At 48.2% G+C, this 12,641-nt stretch carries 10 protein-coding genes; 9 read left to right on the top strand and 1 reads right to left on the bottom strand.

Going from position 1 to position 12,641, the window contains the following annotated elements; all coding sequences use genetic code 11:
* Positions 1-84 precede the first annotated feature (84 nt).
* From MJ595_RS10250 to yfaE, 4 genes are all read left to right on the top strand, one after another.
* Entirely contained in the window at positions 85-291 is a 207-nt protein-coding gene (locus MJ595_RS10250; RefSeq protein WP_263322217.1) for a hypothetical protein, read from the top strand.
* A complete protein-coding gene (gene nrdA, locus MJ595_RS10245; protein WP_263322216.1) occupies positions 291-2,561 on the top strand; it encodes a ribonucleoside-diphosphate reductase subunit alpha in 2,271 nt (756 codons plus the stop codon). Before MJ595_RS10250 ends, nrdA begins: the two co-directional genes overlap by 1 nt.
* A 134-nt stretch (positions 2,562-2,695) precedes the next feature.
* Positions 2,696-3,826, top strand: coding sequence for a ribonucleotide-diphosphate reductase subunit beta (gene nrdB / locus MJ595_RS10240; RefSeq protein ID WP_263322215.1), 1,131 nt, complete (start codon positions 2,696-2,698; stop codon positions 3,824-3,826).
* Between the two features lie 168 nt (positions 3,827-3,994).
* Positions 3,995-4,273 (top strand): class I ribonucleotide reductase maintenance protein YfaE, encoded by a 279-nt coding sequence (gene yfaE / locus MJ595_RS10235; protein WP_263322214.1) that lies wholly within the window; start codon positions 3,995-3,997, stop codon positions 4,271-4,273.
* Here the strand turns inward: yfaE and MJ595_RS10230 are convergent, their stop codons facing one another.
* Positions 4,274-6,238 (bottom strand): hypothetical protein, encoded by a 1,965-nt coding sequence (locus tag MJ595_RS10230; RefSeq protein WP_263322213.1) that lies wholly within the window; start codon positions 6,236-6,238, stop codon positions 4,274-4,276.
* A 248-nt stretch (positions 6,239-6,486) separates the two neighbouring features.
* On the opposite strand from MJ595_RS10230, the gene MJ595_RS10225 reads away from it, so the two are divergent.
* From MJ595_RS10225 to MJ595_RS10205, 5 genes are all read left to right on the top strand, one after another.
* Positions 6,487-8,295, top strand: coding sequence for an extracellular solute-binding protein (locus MJ595_RS10225; protein ID WP_263322212.1), 1,809 nt, complete (start codon positions 6,487-6,489; stop codon positions 8,293-8,295).
* A 140-nt stretch (positions 8,296-8,435) separates the two neighbouring features.
* The gene (locus tag MJ595_RS10220) at positions 8,436-10,184 is read left to right on the top strand and encodes a formate--tetrahydrofolate ligase (protein WP_263322211.1); all 1,749 of its coding nucleotides are present in this window, start codon (positions 8,436-8,438) and stop codon (positions 10,182-10,184) included.
* A gap of 333 nt (positions 10,185-10,517) precedes the next feature.
* Positions 10,518-11,441 (top strand): aspartate carbamoyltransferase, encoded by a 924-nt coding sequence (pyrB, locus tag MJ595_RS10215; protein ID WP_263322210.1) that lies wholly within the window; start codon positions 10,518-10,520, stop codon positions 11,439-11,441.
* Between the two features lie 10 nt (positions 11,442-11,451).
* Entirely contained in the window at positions 11,452-11,907 is a 456-nt protein-coding gene (gene pyrI, locus MJ595_RS10210) for an aspartate carbamoyltransferase regulatory subunit (RefSeq protein WP_263322209.1), read from the top strand.
* Between the two features lie 200 nt (positions 11,908-12,107).
* Positions 12,108-12,425, top strand: coding sequence for a hypothetical protein (locus MJ595_RS10205; protein ID WP_263322208.1), 318 nt, complete (start codon positions 12,108-12,110; stop codon positions 12,423-12,425).
* Positions 12,426-12,641 lie beyond the last annotated feature (216 nt).

Here is a 12,641-nt window from a genome sequence, read left to right as displayed (position 1 = left end):
TTACCTGCTTGAAATTCCGGCCATACCGCATTATCTTGTGTATATATAAGGCTGTCATACTATATATAGTGCCAAAGGATCATAATGACACCTCTATCACGGATGAGCTTTCTCCAGACTGACAAGCAGGCATCAACGCTGGCAACCCCTCCCCAGTATGTCCGCCATTTCAAGAGTCACATGACTGACTCCCCTGCAGGTTACGACAAGTTCTATGCCTCCGGGGTTAAGCCTGTTGTTATCGCTGTTTTTAAATACCACACTATTTTGAGTCCACAGGTAAGGGTTTGATGAACAAAAACATCCTGGTCAGCAAGCGTGACGGAGGAAAAGAGCAACTTGATCTTGAAAAGATTCACCGCGTTATTACCTGGGCAGCCGAAGGGCTGAATAATGTCTCTGTTTCTGAAGTTGAACTAAAGTCACACATTCAGTTCTATGATGGCATCCAAACCACAGATATCCACGAAACACTGATCAAATCCGCTGCGGACCTGATCTCCGAACAAGCACCTGACTATCAGTACCTGGCTGCCCGTCTGGCTATTTTCCATTTGCGCAAGAAAGCCTACGGACAGTTTGAGCCACCACGCCTCCACCAGCTGGTGACCAAGCTGGTAGAAATGAAGAAATATGACACCCACCTGCTCAAGGACTACTCGGAAGCAGATTTCGATGAGATGGACGGCTTTATTGACCATAACCGGGATATGAATTTCAGCTATGCGGCCGTCAAACAGCTGGAAGGCAAGTACCTGGTACAGAACCGGGTCACCAGTGAGTTCTATGAAAGTCCCCAGGTGCTCTATATCCTGATTGGTGCCTGCCTATTCGCCAGCTATCCGAAAGACCGGCGAATGGACTACATCCGACGTTTTTATAACGCGGCTTCAACCTTTAAAATATCCCTGCCTACACCGATTATGGCCGGGGTCAGGACTCCAACCCGGCAATTCAGTTCCTGCGTACTGATTGAGTGCGACGACTCCCTGGATTCCATCAATGCCACCTCCAGCGCCATTGTGAAGTACGTCAGCCAAAGGGCGGGTATTGGTATCAATGCGGGTCGGATTCGCGCCATTGGCAGCGCCATCCGTAACGGGGAAGCCTTCCACACCGGCTGTATTCCTTTCTATAAGCATTTCCAGACTGCCGTAAAGTCCTGCTCCCAGGGGGGCGTCCGTGGGGGTGCAGCCACCCTGTTTTATCCGATCTGGCATTATGAAGTAGAAAATCTGCTGGTGCTGAAAAATAACCGGGGTGTTGAAGAGAACCGGGTTCGCCATATTGACTACGGCGTACAGTTCAACAAACTGATGTACCAGCGACTGATTGAAGGCGGCCATATCAGCCTGTTTTCTCCCAGTGATGTTCCCGGTCTCTACGATGCCTTCTTTGAAGACCAGAACCGTTTTGAAACCCTGTATCAACAATACGAGCAGGACAAGAGCATTCGCCGGAAAACACTGAAAGCCGTCGAGCTGTTCTCCCTGTTTGCCACCGAACGGGCCAGCACCGGTCGTATCTATCTACAGAATGTTGACCACTGCAACACCCATAGCCCCTTCAACCCCAGCCTGGCTCCCATACGCCAGAGCAACCTGTGCCTTGAAATCGCCTTACCCACCAAACCACTCCGGCATGTCAATGATGAAGAGGGGGAAATCGCCCTCTGTACATTGGCCGCCTTTAACCTGGGCGCACTGAACAATTTGGATGAACTGGAGGAGTTGTCTGATCTTCTGGTCAGAGCCCTTGATAGCCTGCTGGATTACCAGAATTACCCGTTACCCGCTGCCCGCAACGCCACCATGGGTCGCAGGCCTCTGGGCATTGGCGTGATTAACTTTGCCAATTACCTGGCCAAAAACCAGGTCCGTTACTCTGATAGTTCCGCCAATGGCCTGACCCATAAAACCTTTGAAGCCATTCAATACTACCTGCTCAAGGCTTCGAACCGGCTGGCCCGGGAACAGGGCACCTGTGGCAAGTATAACGAGACCACTTACGCACAGGGCATTCTGCCCATTGATACCTATAAAAAGGATCTGGACGAGGTCTGCCAGGAACCCCTTCACCTTGACTGGGAAGGGCTTCGCAATGACATCCGCCAACATGGCGTAAGAAACTCAACGTTGACGGCCCTGATGCCCTCGGAAACCTCTTCACAAATCAGCAATGCCACCAATGGTATTGAACCACCCAGAGGATTCGTCACCGTTAAGGCCAGTAAAGATGGCATTCTCAAGCAGGTGGTTCCGGACTTTGAAGAACTCCGTGATCACTATGAGCTGCTCTGGAATATCCCCGGCAATGATGGCTATCTGCAACTGGTGGCCATTATGCAGAAGTTCATTGACCAGACCATCTCTGCCAACACCAACTATGACCCCAGCCGGTTTGAAGGAGGCAAGGTTCCCGTCAAACTGCTACTTAAAGATCTTTTGACCGCCTATAAGCTGGGAGTCAAGACGCTTTATTACCATAACACCAGGGATGGTGCGGCTGACTCCCAAAGTGACATCGACGATGGCTGTGCAGGAGGTGCCTGTAAAATCTGATCATGGTGATCAGCCGTAGTAAAATAACGATGTAAACCCAACAGCCCCGGAACAGGCCGCGAACCGCCGCCTCTCCGGGCTCACTACCGAAACAGGAAAAGAGCCGGCTCGCTGGCTCCCATAAACCAGAACCCATGAGCTATACAACCTTTAATCAGGAACAGTTTAATGCCACCCGGGAACCCATGTTCTTCGGGCGAAGTGTCAACGTATCCCGCTACGACGTTCAGAAATACCCGGTGTTCGAGAAGCTCATAGAGAAACAGCTGTCGTTCTTCTGGCGTCCGGAAGAAGTGGATTTGTCCACAGACCGCAGGGACTTTACCGGACTTCCTGAACATGAAAAGCATATCTTTCTCAGCAACCTGAAATACCAGACACTGCTGGACTCTGTTCAGGGGCGCTCCCCCAATGTTGCCCTGCTACCCATTGTCTCACTACCGGAACTGGAAACCTGGATTGAGACCTGGGCATTCAGTGAAACCATTCACTCACGCTCCTACACACATATTATTCGTAATATTGTCACGGAACCCAGCCAGGTGTTCGACGACATCGTCACCAACGATGCCATTATTAAACGGGCCAATGATATCACCTGCTATTATGATGACCTCATCGATGGTATCAATCTGTATAACCAGTTAGGTGAAGGAACACACACCATTAATGGCCGGGAAATTTCCATTTCCCAACGGGAACTGAAGCGCAGGCTTTACCTGACCCTGGTTTCCGTCAATGTTCTGGAAGCCATTCGCTTTTACGTTAGCTTCGCTTGCAGCTTTGCCTTTGCCGAACGCTCCACCATGGAGGGCAATGCCAAGATTATCAAACTGATTGCCCGCGATGAGGCACTTCACCTGACCGGCACCCAGCATATGCTCCAGCTGATGGCAGAGGGTAAGGATGATCCGGAAATGGCAGAGATAGCCAAAGAACTCAGGCAGGAAGCCCACAATATCTTTATTGCGGCCGCTGAACAGGAGAAGGAGTGGGCAGAATACCTGTTCCGTGATGGTTCCATGATTGGCTTGAACAAAGAGATTCTCGGTCAATATGTCGAATACATCACCAATCAGCGCATGACCGCCATTGGTTTTGATGCCCCCTTTGCCATGAAACAGAATCCGCTGCCCTGGATGAACAGCTGGCTAAACAGCGATCATGTGCAGGTGGCTCCCCAAGAGGTAGAGGTCAGCTCCTACCTGGTAGGCCAGATTGACAGCGAAGTTCAGTCAGAGGACTTCAGTAACTTCTCTCTATAACCATAAAGAAATCCGGTTGAAAGCCTTTTTTCCAGCGGCCTGCCATAAAACAACAACGGTTAAAGCGCTTTCACCAAACAGCTCTGGCATGCCCGGGCACATCACAGCTTACTTTGAGGCCGGAGCATGGGACACCCACTTCGGCCTCCTTCCCCTCGGAGTGTTATCATGGCCCATATTGTCAAAATCATGGAAGGTTTCAGTTTTATCCCCCGAAGTGAGCTAACCTTGCTTGAAGCCCTTGAGTCGCAAAAAGTTGATATGGAATACCAGTGCCGGGAGGGGTTCTGTGGCAGCTGTCAGGTTCAACTGGTGGAAGGCGAGGTGGAATACTTTGCTGAACCTATTGCCTTTGTGGCTGACGGAAAAATACTGTCTTGCTGCTGCTATCCAAAGAGTGACTTAACCATTGAGATCCCGGGGGGATGCCGGATTAAAAAAGAATAATCAACCCTCATGGGGCCGGGACTTTGAGCCATCGATCTTTGGTAGCTTTGGCTTCGGCCCCAGAGGTTTTGGTTTAACCACCCCCTCCCTCTCTTCAGCTGGACGCTTTCCTTTCTTCAAAACGGGCATTTCAGCTTGCTCCCTGGCTTGAGCTACCGGAGAAAGGTGCCGGGGCTTTGGTTTTATTTCCGGCTTCAGTGCGGGCTTGGATTTACGCTGGGGGTCTGGCGATAAAACGGCAGGTTCAAAACCGGCTCGCTTGGCAAAATAACGAAATAAGCAATCCTGGCATGCCAGGGCTTTCACTCTGCCTTTACTCTCTTCGGAGCTGGCTACCTTAAGCTGATGTCTAAAATTAATATGATCCGGTGATTTCCGCCATCCCATTTCATTTAACAGGCTTCTGACCTCCTGCAAATTTCCCTGAGCTGCATTCAATCGCTTTAGCCAATCAGGTGTTATTTTAAATGCTTCCAAAGAGAGTACAACAGTGTCTACCAAATCATCCTTTCCATGTGCATTATTATAATCTGGCATTACTCTAAAACGGAGTTTATCCCATTCCTGAACAAAATCCCTATAGCCATCATTATGACTTCCAGGCTCCCCTGCCAGCATAATTGCCGATTGTTTTATTTTTAAAAAAGTACCTGCATACTTTGGGTTTTTAAGTAAAAGATTGGGATCTTTCCTGCATTCTTCCAGAAAGGAAAAAAAATCTTTCCCGATTTCCAACGACTGCATTCCCTGATCCTTAAAATCCTGTTCTAACTGAATTAATGCCTCCGGTGCTGATTCCGGATCACCATAAACAAATCCAAAGGGAATGGCGGCAGACTCACTGACCTGGTCCAGCATACTCATAGTCAGGTTGCCGTCTTGATAAGATTGATAGAGTGCTGCAGCAACCACATCCGTAGAGGTTCCTTCTCCATCAAAAAAACTTCGGGCAATATCCATTAAAACCCGGTTTCGTTCGAGGGAAGAATTATCCGATACACTGTATGTCGCATTTTCATCCTGGGTAGACTGCAAGTAAAGCTCATACTGCCGTTTTATTTCTGCACTGGAGAGTCGGGATAAGGCATTACTAGCGCCCGACATAAATGCACTAGCCACTCTACAATCATTTTGCTTTATTCGTTGACAGGCATTGGAAAACGTTAATAACTCCACTAAAGACATAGTACTGAGTAATTTCCTAAAAACCCTGGGCTGGGAAAAAAGCGACTTAAGAAGCCTTTTTCCCGTCAAGTCGGCAGCTCCCTGGCCAAGGCTATCACACAAAACCTGACTTGCTTTTTTATTTGCCAAAACACTTTCATCTATCACAAACAATAACGATTCAACGGCCCTGATCCGCTCGTTATGTTTATCACTTTTGCGCCTGCCACCGTATTTTTCAACAAAAGCTTGGGCCTTCTCTCGCAAATCAAGCACTTTAGCAAAGACCTCAGCCAATGGTAACGCCGCTTTCCCGACGTCAGAAAATACACCCTGACATCCTTGCAATAATTTTCCCAACTGTTTGTATTCTACATCTCCAATAGCATTAGGTTTTCCGGCAATCCCATAAAACTCCTCAGGAGTGATCAACCGTCCTTCATTAACGGCACTGATACAGGCTTTGATATTTTTCCCGGGTGCATCACTTCCAGTCGTCTTTCTTTTTAACACAGAATCGGGGCTATACTTCCTGACCGGGGTAGGGCCATTATTTTCGTCTGTATAAAATCTTGATGGCCCTTTAACATCATCACTCTTTAACTCATCATCCACTCCATAAAAACGAGCGGTCGGCTTTTGTTCATTATCCTTCCGGAAAAGCTTTCTTCCCCTGAACAGGCCCTTTTTAGCTGTTCCACTATCACCTGAGTCAGAACCACTTGCACCCTCATTCTCCAGCACACTTTTTCTATCTACTTCCGGTGTTTTTGGTACAGAAGGCTTATCAGTGGGTCCCATGGCTGGCTACCTTTCTTAATAATTTACTGATCTTTTTTCATCAAGGATGATACACAGGCACAGCTTTTTATTTTCAAACAATAAATTTTCGAACCTTTGTACCTCAGTGGTCAATCAAAATACCCGGGTTAGTACATCTATCTCTTATCGGCAAAAAAGTTAAAAACCTACCTGCGATTAGTGCACAATGAAGGTTCAATTCATCTATAACTTTAAAATACCAAGATGGATGATAACCAACAGTCAACATGGCCAACATCAAGACACTGTTATTTGCAAGCGCAATCCTGGCATTGTTCTCCTTTGCCTCTGCGGCACGACCTGCTGAACAAGCCACTAAAGTGCATATCCGATACAGCTTGTCACTTATCGGTGACGCCGCCTATTCAGATAATTTTCAACACTTTGACTACGTCAATCCTGATGCCCCCAAAGGCGGAACACTGAAACTGGCAGCCATTGGCACCTTTGACACACTCAACTCCTATAACACCAAAGGCCGTGCGGCAAGTGGTCTATATACTATCCACGACCGCCTGATGACCCGGTCCGCCGATGAACCCTATACACTCTATCCCCTGATAGCCAAAAGCTTTGAACATCCCGATGATTATGGCTGGGTTGCCTTTAACATGAACCCTCTGGCTCGCTTTGATGACCGCAGGCCAATCACCTCTGAAGATGTTGTTTTTACCTTTAAAATGCTTCAGGAATCCGGCTCTCCCTTTATTAAAAACATCTTAAGGGATGTAATCAGCGTCAGTAACCCATCACCTGACAAAGTTATCTTCCACCTGGGTCCGGGGCGCGGTATAAAGGTTATGGCTTACCTGGCCTTTATTCCCGTAATGCCTAAACACTACTGGCAAGGCCGTTCATTTAGTACAGGTTTAACCACCCCTCCAGTCAGCAGTGGCCCCATGAGAGTCAAGGAGCTTCAATTAGGCCGGTCAATCACCTATGAAAAAGTAAAAAACTATTGGGCAGAGAACCTTCCGGTGAGAAAAGGACTCTTTAATTTTGACCAGATTAAAATTGATTACTACCGGGATAGCCATGCCGCCATGGAGGCTTTTCGGGCAGGCCTTTATAATTTCCGTTATGAGTTTGATACCAAGACCTGGTATGAAAGCTATGACTTTCGGGCGGTTCAAAAGGGAGAGGTGATTAAGGAAAATGTCCCGAACCTGCACCCTCCCGGTATGAGTTCCCTGGTTTTCAATACCCGTATCCCCCTTTTTAAAAACAGGCCGGTTAGAAAAGCACTGCTTCAGGTTTTTGATTTTGAGTGGATCAATAACTATCTACTGCATTCCAATGAAACAAGAACCACCAGCTTTTTTAGCAATACGCCATTGATGGCAACCGGGTTACCCTCTCCCGGTGAGTTAAAGTTATTGGTGCCCTATAAAAGCCAGCTTCCTCCAGAGCTTTTTACCTTGCCGCCATCGCTACCAGTATCGGATGGCAATGGAAATAGCCGGAACCATAAAAAAACAGCCATACAACTGTTAAAGCAGGCGGGCTGGCATCTTGACAAAGGTAAAATGCGTCACAGGGAAACCAACCAGCTGTTTTCTTTCACCCTGCTTCTTGACTCCCCAGGAGCAGAGCGAGTTACCCAGCCTTTTAAAAAGAGTTTGGCTGATATTGGCATCACCATGAATATTCAAACGCTGGATGTCAGTCAATACCGAAAAAGGATCAAGGAATTCAATTTCGAAATGGCCAGCTGGCACTTCATCCATTCACCCTTTCCCGGCTCAGAGCAAACCAATAACTGGAGCAGTAGTGCGGCTAAGGAACCTGGCAGCAATAATTTAGCGGGAGTCAACCAGCCAATCGTCGACAAACTGGTGAAGCAGTTAAGGGAAGCCTCAACATACGATGAAATCATTGATGTTACTAAAGCACTGGACAGGGTACTGCTATGGAATTATTACGTAATCCCCCGCTGGCATGACAACCAGAACCACATTGCCTATTGGCATGACCTTGACCGTCCTCGAACGGGTAACCCCCACTACCATGTGCTGGAAGCCATGTGGCACAAATAGGATAAAGGGGTATCCATATAATTAAATAACGAGAAACATTCCATGCCTTAGATCAATCTTATATCAACGGCTTTCTGTCACTATTGCCCCTCCTGCAAGATGGCTTTAACAGCTTGAATCAAGGGGGGGTTCCCAGTTTCATGAAGTCAGATATTGAAATTTCCCGCAGCGCACGCTTATCACCTATCACCGATATTGCTACCCGACTTGGCCTCGATCTCCATGATATTGAACCGCATGGACACTATAAAGCTAAAGTCCGCATCGAGACCCTGGATAAACTCAAAGATAAAAAAGAAGGCAAACTGATCCTGGTCAGTGCTATTACCCCAACTCCGTTTGGAGAAGGAAAAACTGTCAACACCATTGGCCTGACCATGGGACTGTCCATGCTGGGTCGCAAGGCGATCAGCTGTATTCGCCAACCCAGCATGGGTCCGGTATTTGGCATAAAAGGGGGAGCTGCCGGCGGAGGTTATGCCCAGGTGGTTCCCATGGAGGACTTTAACCTGCACTTGACGGGTGATATCCATGCCATCAGCAGCGCTCATAACCTGGCTTCAGCGGCACTGGACAGTCGCCTTTACCATGAGGAACGGGAAGGTTATGACGCCTTTGAACAACGCAGCGGCCTGAAAGCCCTGAAAATTGATAAAGACCGCATCCTCTGGAAACGGGTGGTTGACCATAATGACCGGGCCTTACGCGCAATTACTACCGGACTTCCCGGCAATTCACCCAAAAACCTCAATGGCGTCCCCAGGGAAGAGGGCTTTGATATCACCGTAGCCTCAGAACTGATGGCGATTCTGGCTCTCACAGACAGCCTTCAGGATATGCGGCGACGTATTGGTAATATCATTCTGGCCTATGACCTGGATGGCAACCCGGTCACCGCAGAAATGCTTAGAGTGGCCGGAGCCATGACTGCCATTATGAAAGATGCCATCAACCCGACCCTGATGCAGAACCTGGAAGGCGGCGCCTGTCTGATTCACGCGGGTCCCTTTGCCAATATTGCCCATGGCAATTCTTCCATTCTGGCCGATAAAATCGCCCTGAAACTGGCGGACTACGTTGTGACAGAGGCAGGCTTTGGTTCCGATATGGGCCTGGAAAAATTCTGTAACATCAAAGCCCGTTATTCCGGCAAGACACCGGATGCCGTGGTACTGGTATGCTCCCTGCGCGGGTTGAAATCCCATTCCGGACTTTTTGACCTTAAACCGGGTCGCCCCTTTGATAAGGGAATGGTTGAACCTAATATGGCAGCCCTGGATAAAGGGTTATCCAACCTGAGCTGGCATATTAATAACGTTAAACGTTACGGCCTCCCTGTGGTGGTTGCTGTAAACCGCTTCCCGGAAGACACCCAGCAGGAACTGGACTGGCTGCTTAAGCAAACCCGAATTCTCGGGGCTGACGAGGTGGCCATCAGCGACACCTTCCGCTTTGGCGGTGAAGGTGCCATGGCCGTTGCCAGTGCCGTTGAACAAGCCAGCAATAAGCCTGCCCACTTCCAGCGCCTGTATCCCCTGGAATCCGGACTCAGAGATAAAATAAAGGCCATCGCCATCAAGGGGTATGGTGCAGCCAAGGTTAATTTCTCTGAACAGGCTGAACAGCAAATTGTCCGGTTGGAAGCTGAAGGCTATGGCAAACTGCCGGTTTGTATGGCTAAAACTCCACTTTCTATTTCCCATGACCCAAGCCAGAAAGGTGCTCCCAAGGGCTTTGATTTTCCTGTTCGGGAAGTCCGGGTATCTGCCGGTGCCGGCTTTGTCTACATCCTCTGTGGCAAGGTGATGACCATGCCCGGACTGGGTTCCAAACCGGGTTATATGAATATTGATATTGACAGTGAAGGGCATATTACCGGGTTGAGTTAAGCATTCAGGCAGGGAAGCTTGAATACTATGGAACCATTGTACAAAAAACCTTGACCCCCATAGAAATATACGTAAAATACCCGGCAATTTGTCGGCAGCTCAGGCAAAATGATCATCCACCATTGCCTGTAATTGCCGCTGAAGTTAATCTGGTTTTAATAGTAACGGGGAAAAACAGAGATGGTTGCATATATTCCAGCCGCCCTGTCAGCAGGCAAGCATGCCTGCCCCATTATTTTTTTCCGTTACCAAGGTCATTTCCAAAGCCCCTGTTTCAGGGGCTTTTTTTTGAGCTAAAACCAGCCTAATGAGCAAAAGCAACAGGTGAAACCTATGGGCAACAGGCTTTTCAAACGGGATATCATTTCCATATCGGATCTTGACCGTGAGGATTTGGAACTGATTCTGGATAAGGCTGCTTCACTAAAGAATGCACCTCGTCCCGAACTACTCCAGGGTAGAGTAATTGCCAGCTGTTTTTTTGAGGCATCAACCCGAACCCGCCTTTCCTTTGAAACCGCCATCCAAAGGCTGGGTGGCTCAATTATTGGTTTCGCAGATGGGGGCAATACATCCCTGGCCAAAAAAGGGGAAAGCCTGGCAGACTCCATTGAGGTGATTAGCTCTTACACCGATGCGGTTGTGATGCGCCACCCTCAGGAAGGTGCCGCCCGGCTTGCTTCCGAGTTCGCATCAGTACCCGTTATTAATGGTGGTGACGGTTCTAACCAGCACCCCACCCAAACCCTGCTGGATCTGTTCAGTATCAAAGAATGCCAAGGCAAACTGGACAACCTGAAGGTTGCCTTTGTCGGCGACCTCAAATATGGCCGCACTGTTCACTCCCTGACCCAGGCACTCACTCACTTCAACGCCGAATTCAGTTTCCTGGCTCCCGAAGCCCTGGCTATGCCTGACTATATTCTTGACGACCTGGATGCCAAGGGCTGTCGTTACAGAAATGCCAGCTCCATCGAAGATATTGCACCGGAAGCAGATATCATTTACATGACCCGGGTTCAGAAAGAGCGCTTTGACGAAACGGAATATAAGCATATGGCCTCCCGCTACATTCTGACAGCAGATAGCCTGAAAGGAGCGCCGGCACACCTGAAAGTCCTTCACCCGCTGCCAAGGGTGGATGAAATCACCGTTGATGTTGATCACACCCCTCACGCCTACTACTTCCAGCAGGCACAGAATGGTGTTTACGCACGCCAGGCACTGCTGGCACTTATTCTGAATGAAACCATTTAAGGAGCAGGTCATGAACAATAAACTTCAGGTAGAAGCGATCCTAAAGGGCACTGTCATCGACCATATTCCTGCCGGCCAGGGCGTGAAAATTCTCGACCGCCTGCATCTTCTTGATAGCGACGCCCGGATCACCGTTGGCTTTAATTTGCCCAGCAAGCTGCACGGGAGAAAAGACATTATCAAGGTGGCCGACAGAAAGTTCACCGAGCAGGAAGCCAATGAACTGGCTCTTTTTGCCCCAACCGCCACAATCAATGTGATTGATGATTATCAGGTTACAGGCAAGTTCAAAATGGCGATTCCTGAAAAACTGGTAGGCGTTTTTGAGTGCCCCAATTCAAACTGTATCTCCCATAACGAACCGGTTCAAAGCCATTTCCAGCTCAGCCAGAATAAAGGTGATACTCAGTTAAAGTGCCATTACTGTGAAAAAATATTTAGCAAAGATATTGTGGCCGGATTATAAAATTCAATAAATCAAAGCCCATAGACTCGTTCCCGGACTCCCGAGGCCGGGAACGAGAAGAATATCCCCCTTCAACCTCCTCTATATCACCCGGTTCACCACCATGGAACTTACCTCTGCCACCAAAGTCTAATAGTCTAAATGGCAAGCACCCTTTACAGTGCAAGGGCGATTAAATAATTGATATAAGGATTTGGAATATGCAGTTCAATCCCTTAAATAAAATTATGACGCTTTACAGCAGTGAACCGGAAACCAGGCCACAAGCTGAATCTGATACCACAAAGGCCGGTAAATTCACGGAAGAGGCTAGCTTTTTCATCGCTTTTTTCAAGAAACAGGTTCGGCCTGAAGATATAGCGCCCTTCCTCTGGCGGCGTCTTTATAAAGAGGACGAAAAAAAGCGCAGGCAGGAACTTCGTCGGGTCAACAAGAAGAAAGGCGTCCCCGGACTATTATTACGCAAACGGGATCACGAGCCTGATAGCCATGAAAAGCAGGCAAAAGAATACGTATAAACAACAGTGACAATGCAAACTGGCAGTCAAGGGTTTGTCTGGAGCATAAAATTAACACCTCGCATACCTTCGTATTCCATGACAGACACCAAAGCTTTATCATTGAAAAACCGGAGCTATTCCTATGATACAGGTTTAACATCCCGGCTCACCATCAATTCAATTGTCAGTAATATGCCTTTTCATTCAGGCTTTGTTGATCACCTTATGTCAACA

This window comes from Endozoicomonas sp. Mp262 (assembly GCF_025643335.1).
GTDB lineage: Bacteria > Pseudomonadota > Gammaproteobacteria > Pseudomonadales > Endozoicomonadaceae > Endonucleibacter.
This window is presented reverse-complemented; position numbering and strand designations above follow the sequence as displayed.